At 66.6% G+C, this 22,248-nt stretch carries 17 protein-coding genes and 2 pseudogenes; 12 read left to right on the top strand and 7 right to left on the bottom strand.

Annotated elements, in window-relative coordinates; translation table 11 throughout:
* The first annotated feature begins 18 nt into the window (after window positions 1–18).
* Window positions 19–1,266: a phosphoribosylamine--glycine ligase gene (gene purD, locus BLS40_RS06220; RefSeq protein ID WP_092150141.1), complete on the top strand. Its 1,248-nt coding sequence runs from the start codon at window positions 19–21 to the stop codon at window positions 1,264–1,266.
* Here purD and BLS40_RS06215 read toward each other — a convergent pair.
* Complete coding sequence (locus BLS40_RS06215) at window positions 1,263–2,198, bottom strand: HNH endonuclease signature motif containing protein (protein WP_231908401.1); 936 nt, start codon at window positions 2,196–2,198, stop codon at window positions 1,263–1,265. The genes purD and BLS40_RS06215 overlap by 4 nt on opposite strands.
* Window positions 2,199–2,908: 710 nt before the next feature.
* Between BLS40_RS06215 and BLS40_RS06210 the strand changes: the two are divergent.
* Window positions 2,909–3,319 (top strand): annotated as a pseudogene (locus tag BLS40_RS06210) (transposase); the annotation flags it as partial.
* Between the two features lie 36 nt (window positions 3,320–3,355).
* Here BLS40_RS06210 and BLS40_RS06205 read toward each other — a convergent pair.
* From BLS40_RS06205 to BLS40_RS11225, 3 genes and pseudogenes are all read right to left on the bottom strand, one after another.
* Window positions 3,356–4,002, bottom strand: a pseudogene (locus BLS40_RS06205) (IS256 family transposase); the annotation flags it as partial.
* 161 nt (window positions 4,003–4,163) lie between these two features.
* On the bottom strand, window positions 4,164–5,162 hold the full coding sequence (locus tag BLS40_RS06200) for an ATP-grasp domain-containing protein (RefSeq protein WP_092150138.1): 999 nt from the start codon (window positions 5,160–5,162) through the stop codon (window positions 4,164–4,166).
* Complete coding sequence (locus tag BLS40_RS11225) at window positions 5,089–5,700, bottom strand: recombinase family protein (protein WP_407922394.1); 612 nt, start codon at window positions 5,698–5,700, stop codon at window positions 5,089–5,091. Before BLS40_RS11225 ends, BLS40_RS06200 begins: the two co-directional genes overlap by 74 nt.
* On the opposite strand from BLS40_RS11225, the gene purB reads away from it, so the two are divergent.
* A complete protein-coding gene (gene purB / locus BLS40_RS06190) occupies window positions 5,678–7,093 on the top strand; it encodes an adenylosuccinate lyase (protein WP_092150135.1) in 1,416 nt (471 codons plus the stop codon). The two genes, BLS40_RS11225 and purB, sit on opposite strands and share 23 nt — an antisense overlap.
* Window positions 7,094–7,124: 31 nt before the next feature.
* Here purB and BLS40_RS06185 read toward each other — a convergent pair whose 3' ends face one another.
* Window positions 7,125–7,799, bottom strand: coding sequence for a hypothetical protein (locus BLS40_RS06185; protein WP_092150133.1), 675 nt, complete (start codon window positions 7,797–7,799; stop codon window positions 7,125–7,127).
* Between the two features lie 75 nt (window positions 7,800–7,874).
* Between BLS40_RS06185 and BLS40_RS06180 the strand changes: the two genes are divergently transcribed.
* The 3 genes from BLS40_RS06180 to BLS40_RS06170 are packed head-to-tail and all read left to right on the top strand — an operon-like array spanning window position 7,875 to window position 11,622.
* Complete coding sequence (locus tag BLS40_RS06180; RefSeq protein ID WP_092150131.1) at window positions 7,875–8,780, top strand: phosphoribosylaminoimidazolesuccinocarboxamide synthase; 906 nt, start codon at window positions 7,875–7,877, stop codon at window positions 8,778–8,780.
* Between the two features lie 10 nt (window positions 8,781–8,790).
* Window positions 8,791–10,914, top strand: coding sequence for a S9 family peptidase (locus tag BLS40_RS06175; protein ID WP_092152204.1), 2,124 nt, complete (start codon window positions 8,791–8,793; stop codon window positions 10,912–10,914).
* A gap of 27 nt (window positions 10,915–10,941) precedes the next feature.
* Complete coding sequence (locus BLS40_RS06170) at window positions 10,942–11,622, top strand: DUF2334 domain-containing protein (RefSeq protein WP_092150128.1); 681 nt, start codon at window positions 10,942–10,944, stop codon at window positions 11,620–11,622.
* 471 nt (window positions 11,623–12,093) lie between these two features.
* Here BLS40_RS06170 and BLS40_RS06165 read toward each other — a convergent pair whose 3' ends face one another.
* The gene (locus BLS40_RS06165; protein WP_092150125.1) at window positions 12,094–14,742 is read right to left on the bottom strand and encodes an ExeM/NucH family extracellular endonuclease; all 2,649 of its coding nucleotides are present in this window, start codon (window positions 14,740–14,742) and stop codon (window positions 12,094–12,096) included.
* A 233-nt stretch (window positions 14,743–14,975) separates the two neighbouring features.
* Here BLS40_RS06165 and purS point away from each other — a divergent pair, with 233 nt between their 5' ends.
* Genes purS through purL form a run of 3 tightly spaced genes read left to right on the top strand, consistent with a single transcriptional unit; the run spans window position 14,976 to window position 18,169 of the window.
* Window positions 14,976–15,206 carry a phosphoribosylformylglycinamidine synthase subunit PurS gene (gene purS / locus BLS40_RS06160; RefSeq protein ID WP_092150122.1) on the top strand — a complete coding sequence of 77 codons (231 nt, stop codon included), beginning with the start codon at window positions 14,976–14,978 and terminating at the stop codon, window positions 15,204–15,206.
* Window positions 15,203–15,874, top strand: a complete 672-nt coding sequence (purQ, locus tag BLS40_RS06155) for a phosphoribosylformylglycinamidine synthase subunit PurQ (RefSeq protein ID WP_092150119.1) — start codon at window positions 15,203–15,205, stop codon at window positions 15,872–15,874. The genes purS and purQ overlap by 4 nt, the downstream gene beginning before the upstream one ends.
* 3 nt (window positions 15,875–15,877) lie before the next feature.
* Window positions 15,878–18,169, top strand: coding sequence for a phosphoribosylformylglycinamidine synthase subunit PurL (purL, locus tag BLS40_RS06150; protein WP_092150116.1), 2,292 nt, complete (start codon window positions 15,878–15,880; stop codon window positions 18,167–18,169).
* A 6-nt stretch (window positions 18,170–18,175) separates the two neighbouring features.
* Here purL and BLS40_RS06145 read toward each other — a convergent pair whose 3' ends face one another.
* Entirely contained in the window at window positions 18,176–19,180 is a 1,005-nt protein-coding gene (locus tag BLS40_RS06145) for an acyl-CoA thioesterase (RefSeq protein WP_092150113.1), read from the bottom strand.
* 25 nt (window positions 19,181–19,205) lie between these two features.
* Between BLS40_RS06145 and BLS40_RS06140 the strand changes: the two genes are divergently transcribed.
* From BLS40_RS06140 to purM, 3 genes are read left to right on the top strand one after another with little or no spacing between them, the layout of a single operon-like run.
* Window positions 19,206–19,598, top strand: a complete 393-nt coding sequence (locus BLS40_RS06140) for a sterol carrier family protein (RefSeq protein ID WP_092150110.1) — start codon at window positions 19,206–19,208, stop codon at window positions 19,596–19,598.
* A gap of 18 nt (window positions 19,599–19,616) precedes the next feature.
* A complete protein-coding gene (gene purF / locus BLS40_RS06135) occupies window positions 19,617–21,125 on the top strand; it encodes an amidophosphoribosyltransferase (RefSeq protein ID WP_092150107.1) in 1,509 nt (502 codons plus the stop codon).
* Window positions 21,126–21,127: 2 nt separating this feature from the next.
* A complete protein-coding gene (gene purM, locus BLS40_RS06130) occupies window positions 21,128–22,213 on the top strand; it encodes a phosphoribosylformylglycinamidine cyclo-ligase (protein WP_092150104.1) in 1,086 nt (361 codons plus the stop codon).
* The last annotated feature ends 35 nt before the right edge of the window (window positions 22,214–22,248 follow it).

The raw sequence follows: 22,248 nt of genomic DNA, 5'->3' as shown, positions 1-22,248 counted from the left end.
ACCTGTAGATTGGACGCCATGCGCATCCTTGTCATCGGTTCGGGCGGCCGCGAACACGCCCTGCTCAAAGCCATGAAAGGCCATGAACTTTTCGTGGCTCCCGGCAACGCCGGCATGTCCACTCTGGCCACGGTGCGGGCCGTGAACGAGATGTCCCCTGAGGCCGTGGTCGCGCTCGCCCGCGAGGTGGAGGCGGAGCTGGTGGTCATCGGCCCGGAGATCCCACTGGTCGCCGGCGTGTCCGATGCCCTGCGCGAGGCCGGTTTCGCGGTGTTCGGCCCGTCGCGGGCCGCGGCGCAGCTGGAGGGCTCCAAGGCGTTTGCAAAGGATGTCATGGCCTCGGCCGGTGTGTTGACCGCTGCGGCGACGCAGATCACTGCCGCCGCAGAGATTGACGCCGTGCTCGACGAGTACGGCCCGCGCTATGTGGTCAAGGATGACGGCCTCGCCGGCGGGAAGGGCGTGGTGGTCACCGAGAACCGCGAGGCGGCCCGCGCCCACGCCGCCGCCGTGATCGAGGCGGGCAACCCCGTCCTGTTCGAGTCCTACCTCGAGGGGCCGGAAGTCTCCCTGTTCTGCCTCGTCGACGGCACCACCGTCGTGCCCCTCCTTCCCGCCCAGGATCACAAGCGCGCCCACGACGGGGACCAGGGCCCGAACACCGGTGGCATGGGCGCGTACACGCCGCTGCCGTGGCTGCCCGAGGGCGCGGTGGAGCGGATTGTCGCCGACGTGGTGGAACCCGTCGCCCGGGAGATGGTCTCGCGCGGCATCCCCTACCAGGGCCTGCTGTACGCGGGCATCGCCTGGGGCCCGGAGGGGCCCGCGGTGGTGGAGTTCAACGCGCGCTTCGGAGATCCCGAGACGCAGGCCGTGCTGGCCCTGCTCGAGTCTCCGCTTGCCGACGTCCTGCGCGCCGTCGCCACGGGCACCCTCGCCGACCAGCCGGCGCTGCTGTGGAGGAAGGGCTACGCCGCGACTGTCGTGCTCGCCTCTGAGGGTTACCCGGAGGCGCCGCGCACGGGTGACGTGCTCACGGGGGACAACCTCGACGATCCCGAGGCGGTGCTCCACGCGGGCACGGCCTCGCGCGAGGGGACCTATCTTTCAGCCGGCGGGCGTGTACTCAACGCGCTGGGCGTCGGCGGCACGCTCAAGGAAGCGGTCGACGCCGCGTACTCCGAGATCGAGCGCGTCCAGCTGCAGGGTTCCTTCTATCGCAGGGACATCGCGCGCGCCGCGATTGAGGGAGCGATCTCCCTCTAGACATTTTTCACCGTGCTTCGTGTGCGCCGCGGCGGCGGGTGGAACATCGGCGGGTCCGGGTCTTGGCGGGACCCAATCTTGTGGTCCCGCCGGCGCAGTTTCGCCATGGGCGACTGGTGGTAGGGCACGGTTTCGTTGAACGTCATGGTCCCGTCGGGGGAGACCACGCCGATTCTTCCGGTGTCGGGGCACTTCGCCACGTGCGATCTACCCGCCCGGCCGTCCCGGGCGTCGTTGTTCCACGAATGGTGGCGGCGACACAGCCCGGCCAGATTGGAAAGATCCGTGTTCCCGCCCTGGATGTAGGCGAGCATGTGGTGCATGTCCGTTTCGGACATGGGCACGTCGCACCCGGTCCACGCGCACACCCCCTGGATGGCGAGCATGGCGATGCGCTGCTCCACGTTGGCCAGCCGGGTGGACCCCAGCGCGATTGACTCCCCGGTGACTCGGTCGATGTGGAGGATGAAATCCTTGGTTCCTCCCATGCCCAGGCGCACGAGGTCAAAGCAGGACACCTCGACCCCGGTGTTGGTCATGAACGTGGTGTGCCAGTCAGCGTCCGCGAGATCGTCGAGTGTGATGGCGAGGACGACGGAGGCAGCGCCGCGGTTTTTGGCTTGGCGCCCTTCCTCGTGCTGATTTAAGACGCGCCAGAACTGGTCGTAGCGGCGCTGGGCGGGGGTGCGTGAGTCCCCCTGTGAGTCAGCGTCGATGTTGGAGCCGGGGCCGGAGTCTGAATCGAGCAGGGCTTTGAAGAGCGCCCAGTCGCCGGCGGTCATCGTCGCGGTCACGTCGAAGGTACCGTCGGCATTCTGCCTGGAGGCTCTCACGCAGCGCGCGGCAAAGCCCGCATTGGGGTCCGCCTTGGGTTTGTGGACGCTGCTGGCGCGCTGGACCTGCGAGAGCACGTACGTGCGCAGATCGCTCACTGACCTGGAGGCGGCCTCCGCCATGGCGCGAGCGTGGATCGCGGGGCGCTCGTGGGGCTGCCTCCTTGGAGAGGTTCCGGAGCTCGGAATCTATCACTGCGTGCTTTTCCGGACCCACGGCGCGCGAGTCGGAGCGGGCTTTCTTCTGCTGTTTCTCGCGCTCTCGCTCGGGCTCACGCTCGGGCTCGGATGATCCCGGCCCGAAGTCGAGCGGCTCGTCGCCGGCGCCGTCACCCGGCGGCGGGGGCGGTGGTGGCGACGGGGGCGCGAACAGATCCCGGCCACGGCTCAGGCGTCTAAAGGCCTGGGCGCGCGATAGGTCGAGGGCTTTTTCCAGGTAGTCGTTGGCGTGGTTGCCCCCGATGCTCTTCCCGTCGCGGTCGCGATCACAAATGTATGCGAAGGAAGCGTCGACGAAGGCCTTTTTGTTGACGGCCTGTTCGAGCCGTTCCATGTCGGTGTGCATTGATTCAAACGGGAGGATAGTCGGTCAAGGGGTTTAACACCGTTTCGTAATGATCTGTCCGGAAAATTGCAAATGGCTGAGAAGGTGTACTGTTGTGGGAATTTTTAGGGAATGGAAGAGACTATTGACCTCGATAAAGCGTTTGACCGTGAACTAGCTCTGCGTATTGGGCGTGTTGCCCTTTCGGCGAGGGTGTCAGGAAATTTGTGTGTGAGGCTCTGATCTAGAAGGAGTTTCACCGATAATGACTACGGTGTCACCGAAGAAAGGCCACGACCCGGCGAGGGTTAACGAGATCAGCGAGAAGCTGATGGAAAATCCTGAGCTCGCCAGCCTGATAAGCGAACTGTCTACCACTGCTGATGATGCAAGCGACCTCGTCAAAGGCCTGTTGCAGGCATCGATCAACGCCGGTCTGCAGGCGGAGATGGATGCACATTTGGGCTACGGCCATGCCGACCGTAAGGCGAAGGCCCGGGTGGAAACCGCACAGGAGAGCAATCACCGCAACGGGTCGTACACCAAGACCGTTAATTCTGGGTACGGCGCGTTGGAAGTGACCATGCCGAGGGATCGTGCCGGCACGTTCACCCCGCAGATGGTGCCGAAGGGGTCGCGCCGTTTGACCGAGCTCGACGACATGATCATCTCGCTGGAGAGTGTCCGATTGTTTGTGTGCGGGGGGCTTGGTTTACAAGTAGTCCGCGAATCGGTCGGGGTATGCCACGGCTAGTTGGTTGATGGCTTGTTTCCACCCGGTGGCTTTCGCTCCTTCAATATAGCCGTTGCATTCGATGTCGCGTTTTGCTTTCTTCGCTCGCTGGGCGGCGCGCTTGTCTTCGATGTTGCAGATCATCAGCCACAGCGTTTTCAGCGCCGCAGTATCGTTCGGGAATTGGCCGCGGTTGCGGGTGGCTTTCCGCAGTTCAGCATTCAGCGATTCGATCGAATTCGTGGTGTAGAGCACTCGCCGTGCCGCAGGCGGGAACTGCAAAAACGGCACGAACCGGTCCCAGGCGTCGCGCCAGACTTTGACCGATTGCGGGTATTTACGGCCCAGTTCACTGGCCTCGAAAGCGTCCAGGGCGGCACGCGCGGTGTCCTCATTCGGCGCGGTGTAGACACCCGTAGCGCACTCGATACGGGTTTGCGGTCTTGGTAAGACACCCACCTATTTGCCGACCGGATCAGGTGCACGATGCAGGTTTGCACCATGGAATTCGGCCAGGTTGCCTCCACGGCGTCCGGCAGGCCTTTGAGCCCGTCGCAGCAGACGATGAACACGTCCTAAACACCGCGGTTGGCCAGATCTGCGCAGACTGATGCCCAGAATGGGGCCGACAGCGGCGTCGGCAACGAAGCATCAAGGGGCAAGGAAGGCGAAGCCTTTCGCACCAGACCCCTTACAGCGCGACGCCGCAGATGTGCTGCGCTCCGCAGCTGGCCGGAACGCCGGGTGATCCCCGGGCGGCCCGGGTGTTTCCTTTGCGGGCCGGCCGTCACCGCTGACGGATGAGCCCGTGCTTGCTCGGGTGGAAGAGAGCCGGGTCGTCATCCACGCCGTCGTAGACCTTCGCCGGCCGCCACGTGCGCACGGCAGCGTCGACGTCGCGGGCTGCGGCCGCAAGGAAATCCGCCGCGGCCAGGAGGACCGGCGGCTCGCAGGTAGGGCAGGAATTGACCTCGTAGACCACGAGTTCGCCCGTGGCCGTGTCCTCTCCGATGTCCACTCCCCCGATCAGCGTTCCCACGGCGCGGGATGCACGGGAGGCGAGGGCACTGATGTCCTCGGTGAGGGGGCACATCGCGATCTGGCCGCCCGCCTTCACGTTGGTCACCCACTGCCCCGCGGGCGCGTAACGGTACATCGCGAACACCGCGTGGTGGTTGACGGTGTAGACCCTGATGTCGCGGCCCGGGTTCTGAACCCACGGCATGGCGTAGTAGTTCTCCCCGCTCTGCTCCACCCCGGCCAGGACTGGATGGAGGTCGGCGGCGGTGTCCGCGCGCTGGAGACCACGGCCGCCGAAACCGAAGACAGGCTTCGTCACGGCCGGGCCGCCGAGCTCAGCCATCCACGAGCGGAGCGCGACCGGGTCCCGGCCTGTGATGACCGGGTAGCCCAGGGCGCCCTCCGCAGCCAGGTGGGCACTGGTAACGTACTTGTTCTGCGCCCTGAAGAGGGTCAGCGCGGAGTTGATCACGGGGACTCCCGCAGCGGCGAACGCCTCCAGATGGGCCATCCCCGGGAACAACAGATCCTCCAGGACCCACCCGACCACCAGATCGGGTGTGAATTCCAGGCCCGCCGCAGAGAATGACTGCACCCCGTCCCGGATATTGACCACCAGCTCGTGAGGGTGGACGCGGATCACGGAGGTGCCCCGGTCGCGCAGGGCCGGGAAGAGCACGTTGTGGTCTTCTTCATCGGTGTCGTCGCTGAGAATCACGATCAACGGTTGGTCTGGGCGGGGCGGTTCGTCGAATCGGCTCAGCATCGCACTGGGTTACCCTTCCGAGCACTCCCGTGCTCATATGCCTACTTTCGTATGTTTCTAAACATGGTAGGCGGGTGGTCCACCCCGCGCCGGGCATCCGGGACTCGGCCACGCTGCCCATGAGCCCGAGCATGAGTTTGGCGATCGGGTCCGCCTTCGCCGAATACGTCTGCCCCTCGCGGAGGAACCTCACCGAGACACCGCGGCCCACCAGGTCCTCGACAATCGCGTGGAGGTCGACGAGTGAACGGGCCAGGCGATCCATGCTCGTGACAATGAGCTGATCCCCTTTCCGCAGATAGCGCAGCACCTCCTCCAACTGGGGGCGGTGCCGGGTCGAACCACTGATCTTCTCCTTGTATATCTGCGACACCCCCGCCGCACGAAGTTGATCGATTTGGCGGTCCAGGTTCTGCTCCAGAGAACTCACCCGGGCGTAACCGACCTTCTGCCCCCCAACGACGCGAAGAACCCGCCCCGCGTACCGGCATGGAATAATCGAGCCCGTGAAACCGATGAACGCGAACGTCCTGTCCAACCGCTACGCCTCGCCCGAGATGGCCCGGCTGTGGAGCGCCGAGAACAAGATCGTGCTGGAGCGCCAGCTGTGGATCGCCGTGATGAAGGCGCAGCAGCAGCTGGGCGTGGAGATCCCGCAGAAGGCGATCAGCGCCTACGAGAGCGTCGTCGACAGGGTCGACCTGGACAGCATCGCCGCGCGGGAGAAAGTCACCCGCCACGACGTGAAGGCGCGCATCGAGGAGTTCAACGCCCTGGCCGGCTACGAGCACATCCACAAGGGCATGACCAGCCGCGATCTGACGGAGAACGTGGAGCAGCTGCAGATCTACCGCTCTCTCGAGCTCACGCGCGACAAGGCGGTGGCGCTGCTCAAGGCCGTCGGCAATCGGGCTCAGCAGTACGCTTCGCTGGTTATGGCAGGGCGCTCCCACAACGTCGCGGCGCAGGCGACCACGCTGGGCAAGCGGTTCGCCTCGGCGGCGGACGAGATTCTGGTGGCCACCGAGCGCATCGAGGAGCTGCTGAAGCGCTACCCGCTGCGCGGCATCAAGGGTCCGATGGGCACCTCGCAGGACATGCTCGATCTGATGGAGGGTGACGAGACCAAGCTCAACGAGCTCGAACGCGCAATCGCGAACTACCTCGGGTTCACCCGCATCTTCGACTCCGTTGGGCAGATCTACCCCCGCTCGCTCGACTTGGACGCAGTCTCCGCGATCGTGCAGCTGGGTGCGGGCCCGTCCAGCCTGGCCACCACGATCCGCCTCATGGCGGGCAACGAGACCGTCACGGAGGGGTTCAAGGAGGGCCAAGTCGGCTCGTCGGCGATGCCACATAAGATGAACGCCCGCTCCTGTGAGCGTGTGTGCGGCTTCCAGGTCATCCTTCGCGGCTACCTCACCATGGTGGCGGATCTGGCGGGCCAGCAGTGGAACGAGGGCGACGTGTTCTGCTCGGTGGTACGCCGCGTGGCGCTGCCGGACGCGTTCTTCGCCATCGACGGCCAGCTGGAGACCTTCCTCACCGTGTTGGATGAGTTCGGCGCCTTCCCCGCTATGATCAGCCGCGAGCTGGACCGCTACCTGCCGTTCCTCGCCACCACGCGCATCCTCATCGCGGCGGTGCGCGCCGGCGTGGGCCGGGAGACGGCGCACGAGGTAATCAAGGAGCACTCCGTGGCGATGGCGCTGGACATGCGCGAGCACGGCGCAGAGCAGAACCTCATCGAGCGCCTCGCCGCCGACGACCGCCTGCCGCTGGACAGGGCCCAGCTGGAGGCCGCGCTCGAGGACCGCCACGCCTTCATCGGCGCCGCCGAGTCCCAGGTGGCCAACGTGCTCGCACGGGTGCAGCAGCTTGTCGACGCCCACCCCGACGCCGTCGCCTACACCCCCGGCGACATCCTCTAGAACGCCCAGGCGAATAACCTGGCTAAAGAACCTACTGCCAGCGCACCGACTGTGGCTCCACCTGGGTAAGCGAGGGGTCGGGGGCGGTGCTTAGTTCCACGCCGGCGCCGGGGATTCCCGGGTCGTCGGCCCCCTCCCAGGTGACGACGGCCTGCGTGTACGCCCGCCCGATCTCCATGTCCCCGGTAAACGTCGGGACCTCATCGTCCGGACTCACGCCGCAGTAGTCGTTGTCGCCGTGCTCCACGAAGTTGGCGCGACCTCCTCCGCGGTCGACGGTGCGCAGCGTCGGCAAGGTCACCGAGTAGTCCCCCTGAGCCGTGGCCACCGGCGTGAACGTGGCAACAAAGCAGGTGAACGAGGTGTAGCGCTCCGGCTTCGGCGCAGGCGCGTCGGTTTCCTCCGGGTCGGGCAGCCCGATCGCCCCGGGGTCCTGCCCGATGTTCTCCTCCACCTCGGACGGCCGCAGGGTCCGGGGCCGCTCCACGGTGACGTCCCAGTACACCGGCGCGCCGCTGTCTGGGTTGACGGTGATGATGTGCGCCGTCTCCCCGAAGTCGAGCACCTCGCCGTGCGCCGTGGGGGAGAATCCCGCCGGCGGCTCACTACCGGCGGCGCCCGAACCCCTGTCGGATGAGCATCCCCCCACCGCCCCCGCGGCGCCGATTACCGCGGCGCACAGCACCGCCGTCGAACGTGAAATCATGGCTCCACACTAAGACACCGGCCCCCGCTCCGCCCCGATTCGCCCTCGCGCGTGCCGGGACTACACTTGCACACCATGCGCCCAGAGTTATCCGATTACACTCACCTTTCCGGCGGCAAAGTCCGTGAGATTTACGAGGTGGACAGCGAGACGTTGTTGATGGTGGCAACGGACCGCATCTCCGCCTTCGACTTTTCGCTGGATCCGGAGATCCCGGACAAGGGGAGGATCCTCACCGCGACGAGCACGTTCTACTTCGATCTGCTCTCGCGCGAGCTGGGTGTCCGTAACCACCTCGCCGGCGGCGTTGAGGACGAGCGGATCCCCGAGGAGGTACTCGGCCGCGCGCACGTGGTGCGCAAGCTCGACATGGTCGCGTTCGAGTGCGTCGCCCGCGGGTACCTGACGGGCTCGGGCAAGAAGGAGTACGACGCGAACGGCCGCGTGTGCGGCGTCAAGCTGCCGGAGGGTCTCGTGGAGGCCTCCAGGCTGCCGGAGCCGATCTTCACCCCGGCGACGAAGGCGGAGCAGGGCGACCACGATGAGAACGTCACGTTCTCCTACGTGGCCTCCAAGCTGGGCGAGAAGCTGGCCTCCGAGCTCAGGGAAAAGACGCTGGCGATCTACTCCGCCGCCGCCGCGTACGCCGAGTCCCGCGGAATCATCCTCGCCGACACGAAGCTCGAGTTCGGCCTGGATGAGGACGGCTCGCTCGTGCTTGCCGACGAAGTCCTCACCCCCGACTCCTCCCGCTATTGGCCCGCGGACTCCTATGAGCCGGGCCGGGTCCAGCCGAGTTTTGACAAGCAGTACGTGCGTAACTGGCTCACGGGCCCGAAGTCGGGCTGGGACCCGGCCGGCGACACGCAGCCGCCGGAGCTGCCGGGCACCGTGGTCGAGGCGACCCGCGACCGCTACATCGAGGCGTATGAACGCCTGAGCGGGGAGAAGTTCTGCCACTGGCCGGGGGCGAACGCGTAGCGTGAACACAATGAACAACCAACCCCCGATTGCACCCAAACACCCCGTGACCCGCTCGTTCCACGGGCGCGACGTGGTGGACAACTACGAGTGGCTCCGCGACAAGGAGAGCTCAGAGACAATCGCCTACCTGGAGGCGGAGAACGCCTACACCGAGGCGCGGACGCAGAACCTGGGTGAGCTCAGGGACACCGTCTACGCCGAGATCAAGGGGCGGGTCAAAGAGACGGACATGTCCGTGCCCACGCGCTCGGGCGGCTGGTGGTACTACGGCCGCACCGTGGAGGGCAAGGACTACGGCATCTCCTGCCGCGTCGCCGCCGACCCGGCGCAGCCGTGGACCCCACCGGAGATTCCGCAGGACGGCTCGCCCGTGCCGGGGGAGCAGGTACTCCTCGACCTCAATGAGCTCGCCGCCGGCCACGAATTCTTCTCCCTCGGCGGCTCCAGCGTCACTACGTCGGGCCGCCTGCTGGCCTACTCCTTCGACACCGCCGGCGACGAACGCTTCGAGCTGCGCGTCAAGGACCTCGAGACGGGCACGCTTTTCGACGACCGCCTGACAGACATCTTCTACGGCGCCGTGTGGGCGGGGGAGGATCATGTCTTCTACGTGCGTGTCGACGACGCGTGGCGCCCGTACCAGGTGTGGCGGCACACGCTCGGCACCGCCGAGAGCGCGGACGTTTTGGTCTACGAGGAACCCGATGAACGGTTCAACGTGGGCATTGGCACGGACCGTGCCGAACGCTACCTCTACATCGGGTCCAGCTCGAAGACGACGAGCGAGGTCCGGGTTCTCGAGTTGGACAACCCGGAGGGGCAGTTCCGCACGCTGTGGGAGCGCGAGGACGGCGTGGACTACGATGTCGACCTCGCCGTGGTGGGGGGGACGGAGCACTGGGTTGTCACCCACAACGCGACGGGCCCGAACTTCTCCGTGGGCACCTGCCCCACCGATGGCGTCGTGCCCCTGCGGGAACTGACGGAGCTCGTGACGCACGACCCCGAACGCAGAATCGAGGGCACAGACAGCTACCGGGACTTCATGTTCCTGAGCTACCGCGCCGGGGGCATCGGGCGCCTCGCGTCGGCGGATCTCACCGCGGGGACGTTCAGTGAGTTCACCGAGCTGGAGTTCGCCGAGGAGCTCTACTCCGTTGGCCTGGGGGGCAACCCGGAGTGGGATGCCCCTGTGGTGCGCCTGAGCTACACGTCATTCACGCAGCCCGCCCAGGTCTTCGACTACCACGTGGCGCAGCGTTCGTTCACCCTGCTCAAGCAGCAGGAGGTCGAGGGTGGCTACGACCCCGACGACTACGTGGCGGAGCGGATCTGGGCCACTGCCGACGATGGGACTCAGGTGCCGGTCTCGGTGGTCCGGCGCGTCGGGGAGGGCGTCGATAAGCATGTTGCGCCGCAACCGACCCTGCTGTACGGGTACGGCTCCTACGAGTACTCGATCGACCCCTACTTCTCCGTCGCGCGGCTGAGCCTTCTTGACCGCGGGATGGTCTGGGCGTGCGCGCACGTGCGCGGCGGCGGCGAGATGGGCCGGCTGTGGTACGACGGCGGCAAGATGATGAACAAGCGCAACACGTTCACCGACTTCATCGCCTGCGCCGACGCGCTCGTGCAGCGTGGCGTAACCACGTATTCCCAGCTTGTGGCCGAGGGAGGCTCCGCCGGCGGGCTGCTGATGGGCGCGGTGGCCAACATGGCGCCCGAGAAGTTCGCGGGCATTCTCGCAGTCGTGCCGTTCGTGGACCAGCTCACCTCCATCCTCATGCCCGAGCTGCCGCTCACGGTGACGGAGTGGGAGGAATGGGGCGACCCGTACCACGACCCGGAGGCCTACGATTACATTGCCGGCTACGCGCCCTACGAGAACGTGGAGGCGAAGGACTACCCGAGTATTCTTGCCGTGACCAGCCTCAACGACACCCGCGTGCTCTACGTCGAGCCGGCGAAGTGGATCGCGAAACTGCGCGATACCGCCACCGGCGGCGAGTTCCTGCTCAAGACCGAGATGTCCGCGGGACACGGCGGGGTATCGGGGCGCTACGCGCAGTGGAAACAGACCGCGTTCGAGTACGCGTGGGTGCTCAGCACCTCCGGAGCAGCCGCGCGCTGACCGGCTGCCTGTGAGATAATTGCCCCTATGTCCGGCCACGTCCTCGTTTCCGTGTCGTCGATTTTCGACGCCACCCTTGACAACGTCGACCGCCTCGTCGCCGACCTCGACTCCGCGGGCATCCCGGTCTCGCTGCTCGTCGCCCCGCACATCGACAAGAAGTGGCACCTGGCCAAAGACAAGAAGACGCGCACGTGGCTTCTCGACCAGCGGGAGGCGGACAGGGCACTGATCCTCAACGGCTTTGACCAGCCCGCCCAGGGCCGCCGCGCGGAGTTTGCCACACTCGGGGCCCACGAAGCGCGCCTGCGCCTCATGGGCGCGACCCGGCAGATGGAGTCCCTCGGGTTCGCTTTCAATATCTTCGCGCCCCCGCGGTGGCAGCTTTCCGACGGCACCTTGGAAGTGCTTCCGGACTTCGGCTTCCTCCTCGTCGCATCCTCCACGGGCCTGCACCAGACGGACACAGGCATGTTCTACCAGTGCCGCAACCTGTCCGTCGGCGAGGGGTTCGGCGCCGCCAAGTGGTGGCGGCGCAACATTATCCGCGCGGCCCAGCGCGGTGCCGCGAAGGGCAACATCATCCGACTGTCCGTGTCCGGCCGAGAGCTGGGGGAGAAGAAAGTGCGCCGGGACTTCATGGCCGCTGCTGAAGCGGCGGTGGCGGAAGGATCCCAGCCCGCCGACTACCGGGCGTTCTTGGCCTGACGTTTTACGGTGGGACTCCGCCGCTGCAGAGTCCCTGGGGTTTTTACGGTGGGACTCCGCCGCTGCAGAGTCCCTGGGGTTTTTACGGTGGGACTCCGCCGCTGCAGAGTCCCTGGGGTTTTTACGGTGGGACTCCGCCGCTGCAGAGTCCCTGGGGTTTTTACGGTGGGACTCCGCCGCTGCAGAGTCCCTGGGGTTTTTACGGTGGGACTCCGCCGCTGCAGAGTCCCTGGGGTTTTTACGGTGGGACTCCGCCGCTGCAGAGTCCCTGGGGTTTTTACGGTGGGACTCCGCCGCTGCAGAGTCCCTGGGGTTTTTACGGTGGGACTCCGCCGCTGCAGAGTCCCTGGGGTTTTTACGGTGGGACTCCGCCGCTGCAGAGTCCCTGGGGTTTTTACGGTGGGACTCCGCCGCTGCAGAGTCCCTGGGGGTTTTTACGGTGGGACTCCGCCGCTGCAGAGTCCCTGGGGGTTACAACCCTATACGGGCAAGGACAGCCGAAGCGCCTCCCGGGTAGAGAGCATTGAGCGCGGCGACGATAAGTGCGACGACCCCGGTGGCGCCCACGAGCGCCCAGATGATGCCGCTGAAAACGTTCGAAAGAGAACTCAGCGAGGATGATTCAGCCGGCTCGCTCGGCTCGGTAGGCTCAGTCGGCTCGGAGGCCAGGTTGAAACCGACTTTGATCGGGTCGTGGTCGGAGGAGCGGAACGGGTTGTCCGCCTCGAAGAAGTCCTGCACGTTGTAGTTGCGGCGGGAGTATTCGAAGGCGACGGATTCGTCGGCGTTGATGTTCCAGACTGCGGCGTCCTGCACCAGCTTCATCGCGGCCTCGTTGCCCATGACGTGATCGAGGGAACCGAGCTGACCGTCGAACTGGTAGGAGGCGCCATCGAAGTCGCGGCGGGACTGAATGTTGGTGAATCCCTGCTGCTCGAGGTAGCGGACGGCGTCCTCCTTGGAGTAGGAGTTCAGGTCGCCGAGGATGAAGACGGGCTTGTCGGCCCAGTCGTCCTGCTCCTCGAGGTGATCGATGAGCGCGGTGGACTGCGCCAGGCGCACATTCGGGTTGTTGCCCTGGCCGTCGCCGGTGTCGGCGTCGCCGTTAACCACGGATCCCTTGGACTTGAAGTGGTTGACAATGGCCACGAAGCTCTGGCCGCCCGTTTCGCCGGCCGGGGCGAACTCCTGCGCCAGCGGCTGGCGGGCGGTGCCGGTGAAGGCGGGGTCGTCGAAGATGCGCGACTCGCCGACGGGGACAACCTCGTCCTTGTTGTAGATGAACGCGACGCGGATGTAGTCCTCGTCGGTGCCCAGTTCGGTGGGGGAGTTCACGTACGCCCAGTTGCCCCCGGCGGCGTTGAGGGCGTCGACAAGCGTGCTCAGCGCCTCGTCGCGGCGGGCGACATCGCCGGTGACGGTGGAGGTGTTCTCGATCTCCTCGAGGCCGAGGACGCTGACGTCAAGGCGGTTGATGGCGTTGACGATCTTGGCCTGCTGATCCTGGAACGCATTCTGGGAGTAGGCGCCGCGCACATCGCAGCCGTTTGTGGCAACCGGGTTGCCGTACATGTCGTTGTACGCCGTGCAGCCGGCCTCCGTCTCGCCGAGCGTGGTGAAGTAGTTCAACACGTTGAAGGACGCAATGGAGAAGTCGCCCTGAACGGTCGCGGGGACATCGAGCGTCGCGGCGCGGGAGTCCTGCCAGGTGACGGGCAGTTGCGCCGCAGTATTCTTGCCGGTGATGGGCTCGAGCGGCTGGAAGCGCCAGACGTTGTGGGAGTAGTCGACCACCACGTCGGTCTGGAAGTCGACGGCATCTCCTGTTCGCAGGGACTTGATGCCCCCATCGGAGGTGACCAAGTACGGCAGCGGGGTGCTCTTGTCACCCGAGAGGTAGTTGCGGGTGCGGCCGTCGTCGAGGTAGACCACCTCGGCGTCCTGCTCGGCCTGGAGGGCGTTCGCCTCCGCACCCGGCAGGACCACGTCCGTCGGGGTGCGGTGGGCGGCGGTGCCCGGAGCGAGCCCGATCTCGCCGAACGAGTTGAGCGAGTAGTTGTCGGTCACCGTGTAGTCGCCCGTGGGGCGCACCAACATGCCCTCGTACGGCTCTCGGGCGGCGGACCCGGCGGGCAGGGTGTCGATCTGGACGGCAGCCGGTGCGGCGAGCGGAGTCGGCAGGGCGGTGACCGCCGAGGCCGTGATCTGGGTGACCTCGTAGTACTCGCTCACCGAGCCAGTGACGCTGACGGATACGCCGGCGGCGGGGTAGTCGGTGCGGGAGCCCATGTAAACGAAGACGCCGTCGGATGCGTCGCCGGGGTTCTTGGGCGTCGCACCCGTGCCGGCGGTCTGCAGGTAGAAGCCGTTCTTCCCGCCTTCGGGGTAGACCGCGGTGACGACGCCCTCAGTGGTCACCGTCTGGCCGGCCAGGGGCGAGTCGTCGCTAGTGCCCTGGATCTGGGCGATCGGGGTGACGGTGCCTGGGATGGGTGCGGGGTCGACGGGATCCGTCGGGGCCCCTTCCGCGCCCGAGTTCACAGGCGTCGGCGCGCCGACGATGAAGTCGGCGGCGTTGTTGTCGGTGTCCACGCCCACGGCCGCGCGCTGGATGGACGTCGAGTTGGCGGTTGCCGGTGCTGCGGCACCCTCGAACTGGGTGGCTGTGCCCCAGCCGACGAGGTCGACTCGGGCACCGCTTGCGTCGTTAAGCACGGCGACCGCTTGTTTGCCGGAGAAATTGAAGGTTGCGGTGGCGTCCGGGGCGGGCCCAGGCTCTGGGGAGTTGTTGCCCGCGGCGCCTTGCACGAGGAAGTACCCCTTCGCCGGGACGACGCCGGTGAGTGTCGCCTTCCCGCCCAATCCGTTGGAAGCGGAGCGCTGCTCGATCACCCAGCCGGTCACGTCGATCGGCGCGCCCGTCGGGTTGTACAACTCAACGAAGTCGTTGTTGAGCACCGAGCCCGAGTTACCACCTCCCCCGTAGACCTCGTTGATCACAACAGTGGAGCCGTCTGGGGCGGCTACGGCGACGGGGGTGCCCACGGCGGAGATGGAAACGGTACCTGCGACAATGGCGATAGCCACGGCGCCGCTGAAAGCTGCACGGGAGAAAGACACGGGTTTTCCTTCTGTGGTCAAGTGAGGGGCGCGACTGGACAGTCATGTACGAAAGTAACCCGCTTCTGATGGGTTCGCTGGGTGGCGGGCGAGTGTTCCCCGGCCGTTAACGCGAGCGTCATATCGCCCCCGCTTATCGACGCCCATCAGCAACAAAACCGTGAATTAGGGCGTGTCTCAACGTCCGATATACTGGGCGCGTCTTGTGACCTACCTAAAAGCGAAGGACCCCCATGGCACGTGTCGTCGTTAATGTCATGCCGAAGGCAGAAATTCTTGATCCGCAGGGCCAGGCCGTTGCGCGCGCGCTCGGTCGAATCGGGGTGAGCGGCGTGGCGGATGTGCGCCAGGGAAAGCGCTTCGAAATCGAGGTCGATGACTCGGTCACTGACGCGGAGCTCGAGCGGCTCGCCGAAACTCTCCTGGCGAACACCGTGATCGAGGACTTCGAGGTCGTTCGATGACCGCAACCATCGGAGTGATCACCTTCCCCGGAACGCTCGATGACGTGGACGCGCTGCGCGCCGTCCGCCTGGCGGGCGCGGAGCCGAAGGAGCTCTGGCACGCTGACAATGACGTAAGCGGGGTGGATGCGGTCATCGTCCCAGGGGGGTTCTCCTACGGTGACTACCTGCGCTCCGGCGCCATCGCCGCCCAGGCGCCCATGATGGGCGCGGTGGTAGAGGCGGCGAAGAAGGGCATGCCCGTGCTGGGCATCTGCAACGGGTTCCAGATTCTCACCGAGGCGGGCCTGCTGCCGGGGGCGCTGACCCGCAACCAGGGGCTGTTGTTCCACTGCGTGGACACCCACCTCGTGGTGGAGAACACCTCCACGGCGTGGACGTCGTCGCTCGAGCCGGGGCAGAAGATCCTGGTTCCCGCCAAGCACGGCGAGGGCCGCTTCCAGGCGTCCCCGGAGACGATTGAGGCGCTGGAAAAGGAGGGCCGCGTGGTGTTCCGTTACACGGATAACTTCAACGGCTCGATCAACTCCATCGCCGGGGTGACCAACGAAACGGGGCGCGTCGTCGGTCTCATGCCCCACCCGGAGCACGCCATTGAGGCGCTCACCGGCCCGTCGGCAGACGGCCTGGGCCTGTTCCTGTCCGCGATTTCTTCGATCGGAGCGTAAGCGATGACTGTGCACAACGACACCGTCGACAATGCCAAGGCGACCCCCGAGCAGGCGCAGCCCTACCGTGAGCTGGGGCTCAAGGACGACGAATACCAGCGCATCGTGGACATCCTCGGCCGCCGTCCGACGGACGCGGAGCTCACCGTGTACTCCGTCATGTGGTCCGAGCACTGCTCGTACAAGTCCTCGAAGGTGCACCTGCGCTACTTCGGCGAGACGATGACCGAGGAGATGGGCTCCAAGCTTTTGGCCGGCATTGGAGAGAACGCCGGCGTGGTCGACATCGGGGGCGGCGACGCGGTGACCTTCCGCGTGGAGTCCCACAATCACCCCTCCTACGTCGAGCCTTACCAGGGCGCGGCGACGGGTGTCGGCGGCATCGTCCGCGACATCATGGCGATGGGCGCGCGCCCGATCGCGGTGATGGACCAGCTGCGCTTCGGCGCGGCGGACGCCGAGGACACTAAGCGTGTTCTGCCCGGCGTCGTCGCCGGCATCGGTGGCTACGGCAACTGCCTCGGCCTGCCCAACATCGGCGGCGAAACCGTCTTTGACGAGACATACTCGGGAAACCCGCTGGTCAACGCCCTGTGCGTGGGCACGCTCAAGGTGGAGGACCTCAAGCTGGCGTTCGCATCCGGCACCGGCAACAAGGTCATTTTGTTCGGTTCCCGGACCGGCCTAGACGGCATCGGCGGCGTCTCGGTGCTCGCGTCCGAGTCCTTCGACGAGGGCGCGGGTCGCAAGCTCCCCGCCGTGCAGGTGGGAGACCCCTTCGCCGAGAAGGTGCTCATTGAGTGCTGCCTCGAGCTCTACCACTCCGACGTTGTGGTGGGCATCCAGGATTTGGGAGGTGCCGGCCTGGCCTGCGCGACCTCCGAGCTCGCCGCCGCCGGTGACGGCGGGATGCGCGTCAACCTGGATGCTGTGCCGCTGCGCGCCGAGAACATGTCCGCGGCAGAGATCCTCGCCTCCGAGTCCCAGGAGCGCATGTGCGCCGTCGTGGAGCCGGGCAACGTGGACCGCTTCATGGAGATCTGCGCGAAGTGGGACGTCAATGCCGCCGTCATCGGCGAGGTCACCGGGGAGGGGGACCGCCTGGTGGTCACCCACAATGGCGAGGTCGTGGTGGACGCCCCGCCGTCGACGATCGCGGACGAGGCGCCGGTGTACGAGCGGCCGTGGGCCCGGCCCGCGTGGCAGGATGACGTGCAGCGTGAGGTGGGCGTCGACAAGCCCGGCGAGCTGCGTGAAGCGTGGCTGCGCATGGTCGCCTCGCCGGCCCTGTGCTCGCGCGACTTCATCACCCAGCAGTACGACCGCTACGTGCGCGGAAACACCGTGCAGGCCCAGCACGCCGATTCCGGCGTCCTGCGCATCAACGAGGAGAACAACCGCGGCGTCGCCGTGTCGGCGGACGCGTCCGGGCGCTACACCTACCTCGACCCGAACATGGGCGCGCGCCTGGCGCTGGCGGAGGCCTACCGCAACGTTGCTGTCACCGGCGCGCGGCCGGTGGCCGTCACCAACTGCCTCAACTTCGGATCGCCCGAGAACCCGGACGTGATGTGGCAGTTCCGCGAGGCCGTGCACGGGCTTGCCGACGGCGCCGTTGAGCTCGGCATCCCCGTCTCCGGCGGAAACGTGTCCTTCTACAACCAGACGGGCGACACCCCCATCCTGCCGACCCCGGTCGTGGGCGTGCTCGGCGTGATCGAAAACGTGGAGCAGACCATCGGCCACGCCCTGCCGGTGATCGACGCGGACAACGACGAGGGAGAATTCAAGCTCATCCTCCTCGGCGAAACCTTCGACGAGTTCGGCGGATCCGTGTGGCAGGAGGTCTCCGGGCAGGGCCTGAGCGGGCTGCCGCCGCGCGTCGACCTCGCCAATGAGGAGCGCCTCGCGCAGTTCTTCGCGGACAACACGGCGGTCTCCGCGGCGCACGACCTTTCCGAGGGCGGCCTCGCCCAGGCGGTGTTCGAGATGCTCCTCGGCTCCGGCAAGGGCGCTGACCTGGACCTCACCGGCGTGCATGAGGACGCGTTCACCGCGATGTTCTCCGAGTCGGCCTCCCGCGTCCTCATCGCGGTGACCGCGGACCGCGCCGACACCGCGGTGCAGCGCGCTACCGAGGCCGGCGTCCCCGTGGCCGTGGTCGGCACGACGACGTCGACGGGCGAGTACACCGTCGCCGGCGAGACCGTCGCCGTCTCGGAGCTCGCCCAGGCGTGGCGGGAAACCCTCCCGGCGCTGTTCGACCACGCCATGGCGCCGAACTCGCCGGCGTAGCGGATCCTAGGAGATGCGCTGCTGGGCGTCGTTCGGGCGCACCAGCGGCATGGGGGCGTACTCCTGGCGCAAGTTCTTCAGCGTCTGGGTGTGCTCCCAGAGGCGCTTATCCTCCTCCGTCACCGGGGTGAACTGGCGCGCGGGGAGGGGCTGGCCGTCGAGATCCACGCCGACGTAGGTGAACGTCGCGTGGATGGCGGGGGAGAGGGAGTCGCGCCCGCCGCGCGGGTTTCCGGAGCGCACCTGAATGACGAGGTGCATCGAGCGGGCGTCCGTGCGGGTGAGCCGCGCGTCCACCTCCACGAGGTCACCGATAGAGATCGGCTTCCGGAAGCGGATGCCGCCGGCGTAGACGGCCACGGTGCGTTCGCCGGACCACTCCATCGTGCACGCCACACCCGCCTCGTCGATCCATTCCATCGCGCTGCCGCCGTGGACCTTGCCGCCCCAGTTCATGTCGGTGGGTTTGGCCAAGAACCGGTGGATCACTCGCGGCGCGGTCGAGTCGTCCGTGTACGTCTGCTTGCTCATCTCCTGCTCGATGGCATTGCGCAGGCTGATTCGGGAGAGCGCGGCGTCGAGCACGCGCTCCTCCTCCTCGGTGGAGGGCGTGAAGGTGGGAACGGGCTTGGTTCCGCCGGTTTCCGGGTCTTTGGCCACGAAAATGACCAGGCAGTCGCAGGCGCGGGTGAATACTCCGTCGCGCGGGTCGGCGGATAAGACCTCGTTGACGATGTGCATGGAGGTGTTCCCCGTCATGGCGATGCGCGAGCGTACCTCGACCAGGTGTCCCGAGGGGATCGGGCGGGTGAAGTGGATGTGGCCCACATAGGCCGTGACGCAGTACGTGCCGGACCACTGCACCGCGCAGGCGTAGGCGGCCTTGTCAATCCATTCGAGTACGCGTCCGCCGGACACTCCCTGCGCGCCGGCCAGCAGGACGTCGTTAGGCGCGGCCATGAAGCGCAGGGTCACCAGCGGGGATTTAGTAGTTTCAACGGGGGATGCCATGACTGAACACATTAGTATGTTGTAAATGACGGTGCGTAAGAGTGATCCCGCTGCGACGCGGCAGGCGGTGGAGGCGGTTGCGGGGTGGCTTCGCGGTGGCAGCGCCACCCCGCCGTCGCGCAAGCAGCTTGCCGACGCCTGCCGCACAACAGCCCGTACCCTGGCCGACGAACTGCCGGGCCACGCCGTGGAGCTGCGGATCCCCCCGTTTGTCGCCGTGCAGTGCGTCGACGGCCCCCGGCACACCCGCGGCACGCCCCCCAATGTGGTGGAGATGGATCCGCAGACCTGGCTCAAAGTCGCCACGGGGCTCGTCTCTTTCGATGACGCGCTCGAGCAGGGGCTTATCGACGCCTCCGGCGCCCGGGCCGCGGAGGTGGCCCGAGGCCTTCCCGTGATTGCTATTGCGGCGGGGTAATCCGATAGGGTGGGGCACGTGCAAACCTTGAGTACACAGGATACTGGCGGTACTGGCGACACTAGCGAAGACATCCCCAACGACGAGTGCGGCGTATTCGGGGTGTGGGCCCCGGGGGAGGATGTATCCAAGCTCACGTACTTCGGCCTGTTCGCCTTGCAGCACCGCGGCCAGGAGGGCGCGGGGATCGCGGTGGGCGATCACGAGAACATCGTGGTGTTCAAAGATACGGGCCTGGTGTCGCAGGTGTTCGACCAGTCGATTCTCGACGCCCTGCAGGGCGATGTCGCGATTGGCCACACCCGCTACTCCACGGCCGGCGGCAACAGCTGGGAGAACGTCCAGCCGATGTTCCGCACCTCTCCGAACGGCACGGACTTGGCGCTGGCCCACAACGGCAACCTGACCAACTACATGGAACTCCAGGCCAAGGCGATCGAGCGGAACCTGATTCCCCAGGAAGGCGTCAAGGGGCAGGGGTCCTCCTCGGACACCGCGGTTGTTTCGGCGCTGTTGGCGGATGCGATCCAGGGCGATACGACGGTCCTCGAGGCGGCCCGGCAGCTCCTGCCCACGATCAAGGGCGCGTTCTGCTTCATGTTCACCGACGGCCACACGCTCTACGCCGCGCGTGACCCGCACGGGGTGCGCCCGCTGTCGCTGGGCCGCCTCGAGCGCGGCTGGGTCGTCGCCTCGGAGACGTGCGCGCTGGACATCGTGGGTGCGACGCATGTGCGCGCCATCGAGCCGGGCGAGCTGATCACGATTGATGAGACCGGCGTTCACTCCGAGCGTTTCGCCGAGGCCCCGCGAGCGCACTGCGTGTTCGAGTACGTCTATCTCGCCCGCCCCGATTCGGTCATCGAGGGCCGCTCGGTGCACGCGTCGCGCATCGAGATCGGCAAGCGCCTCTCCCGGGTGGAGCCGGTGGAGGCAGACTTGGTTATGCCGGTGCCGGAGTCGGGTACGCCCGCGGCGATCGGGTACGCGGAGGAATCCGGCATCCCGTTCAAGCAGGGCCTGATGAAGAACGCCTATGTGGGCAGGACGTTCATTCAGCCCTCGGACACGCTGCGCCAGCTCGGCCTGCGGCTGAAGCTCAACCCGGTGCGCGAGATCATCGAGGGCAAGAGGCTCATCGTCGTCGACGACTCCATCGTCCGCGGCAACACGCAGAACAAGCTGATCAAGATGCTGCGCGAGGCGGGCGCGGCCGAGGTGCATGTGCGCATCGCGTCCCCGCCGGTGAAGTGGCCGTGCTTCTACGGCATTGACTTCGCCAGCCCGGGCGAGCTCATTGCGAACAACGGCGGCGGCCACGACGAAGCCGCCGTGCGCGAATCCATCCGCACTATGATCGGTGCGGATTCCCTGGCGTTCGTGTCCACCGAGGACATGATCGCCGCTACGAAACAGCCGGCGCAGAATCTGTGCACAGCCTGCTTCACCGGCTCTTACCCGCTCGGTCTGCCGGATGGCAACCCCAATGCCGAGCTCGTTCGACGGATGCAGAGAGGCGACAACTAGTTATGGCACAGGAGCACAACCCCAATTCCAGCACGCAGCCGGTTTCCTACGAGGCGGCTGGTGTGTCCATCGAGGCCGGCGACAAGGCCGTGGAGCTGTTCGCCCCGCTGGCCAAGCGCGCCTCGAGGCCCGAGGTCCGGGGCGGCCTGGGTGGCTTCGCGGGGCTGTTCGCGCTGGGCAAGTACCGTGAGCCGCTGCTCGCCGCGGGCTCCGACGGAGTGGGCACCAAGCTGGCCGTCGCCCAGGCCATGGACAAGCACGACACCATCGGCATCGACTTGGTGGCGATGTGCGTGGACGACCTCGTGGTGTGCGGCGCCGAGCCGTTGTTCTTGCAGGACTACATCGCCATTGGCAAGGTCGTCCCGGAAAAGGTCGCCGAGATCGTCTCCGGCATCGCGGAGGGTTGCGTGCAGGCGGGCTGCGCGCTGCTGGGCGGGGAGACCGCAGAGCACCCGGGCGTGATGGACCCGGAGGACTACGACGTCTCCGCCACCGCGGTGGGCGTCGTCGAGGCCGACGAGCTGCTGGGCCCGGACCGGGTCCGCGACGGCGACGTGATCATCGGCATGGCCTCGTCCGGCCTGCACTCCAACGGCTACTCCCTGGCCCGGCACGTCCTGCTGGAGCGCGCCGGGCTGCCGCTTGACGGCCACGTCGACGAGCTGGGACGCACCCTCGGGGAAGAGCTGCTGGAGCCGACGCGCATCTACGCCCTCGACTGCCTAGCGCTGGCGTCCGAATGCTCCGTGCGCACCTTCTGCCACGTCACCGGCGGTGGCCTAGCCGGCAACATGGAGCGCATCATTCCCGCGGGCAAGGTCGCCGAGATGAACCGCTCCACGTGGACGCCGGGCCCGATCTTCCGCTACATCCAGGCGGTGGGCGACGTTCCGCGAGACGAGATGGAAAAGACGTTCAACATGGGCGTCGGAATGGTCGCCGTCGTCGCTCCGGAGGACCGCGACCGTGCGCTGGCGATCCTGGCGGCGCGCCACATTGACAGTTGGGTTCTGGGCGAGGTCCGGCCCGCGGCCGAAGGCGAATCGCGCCGGGCGGAACTTAGCGGAGCCCACCCGCAGTTCTAGAGACGCAAGCGCACCCGCGCCCATTTTAAAGGGGC

It is taken from the genome of Corynebacterium mycetoides, assembly GCF_900103625.1.
In the GTDB taxonomy this organism is placed as follows: Bacteria; Actinomycetota; Actinomycetes; order Mycobacteriales; family Mycobacteriaceae; genus Corynebacterium; species Corynebacterium mycetoides.
Note: the sequence above shows the minus strand (reverse complement) of the source record. Positions and strands in the feature narration are given on the sequence as shown.

Excerpts from the sequence above, each read along its gene's own strand:
- purM (WP_092150104.1), top strand. The coding sequence starts at position 21,128 with ATGGCACAGGAGCACAACCCCAATTCCAGCACGCAGCCGGTTTCCTAC.
- BLS40_RS06170 (WP_092150128.1), top strand. The coding sequence starts at position 10,942 with ATGTCCGGCCACGTCCTCGTTTCCGTGTCGTCGATTTTCGACGCCACC.
- BLS40_RS06185 (WP_092150133.1), bottom strand. The coding sequence starts at position 7,799 with ATGATTTCACGTTCGACGGCGGTGCTGTGCGCCGCGGTAATCGGCGCC.
- purL (WP_092150116.1), top strand. The coding sequence starts at position 15,878 with ATGACTGTGCACAACGACACCGTCGACAATGCCAAGGCGACCCCCGAG.
- purQ (WP_092150119.1), top strand. The coding sequence starts at position 15,203 with ATGACCGCAACCATCGGAGTGATCACCTTCCCCGGAACGCTCGATGAC.
- BLS40_RS06145 (WP_092150113.1), bottom strand. The coding sequence starts at position 19,180 with ATGGCATCCCCCGTTGAAACTACTAAATCCCCGCTGGTGACCCTGCGC.
- BLS40_RS06180 (WP_092150131.1), top strand. The coding sequence starts at position 7,875 with ATGCGCCCAGAGTTATCCGATTACACTCACCTTTCCGGCGGCAAAGTC.
- purD (WP_092150141.1), top strand. The coding sequence starts at position 19 with ATGCGCATCCTTGTCATCGGTTCGGGCGGCCGCGAACACGCCCTGCTC.
- purS (WP_092150122.1), top strand. The coding sequence starts at position 14,976 with ATGGCACGTGTCGTCGTTAATGTCATGCCGAAGGCAGAAATTCTTGAT.
- BLS40_RS06200 (WP_092150138.1), bottom strand. The coding sequence starts at position 5,162 with ATGCTGAGCCGATTCGACGAACCGCCCCGCCCAGACCAACCGTTGATC.
- BLS40_RS06140 (WP_092150110.1), top strand. The coding sequence starts at position 19,206 with ATGACGGTGCGTAAGAGTGATCCCGCTGCGACGCGGCAGGCGGTGGAG.
- BLS40_RS06175 (WP_092152204.1), top strand. The coding sequence starts at position 8,791 with ATGAACAACCAACCCCCGATTGCACCCAAACACCCCGTGACCCGCTCG.
- purB (WP_092150135.1), top strand. The coding sequence starts at position 5,678 with ATGAACGCGAACGTCCTGTCCAACCGCTACGCCTCGCCCGAGATGGCC.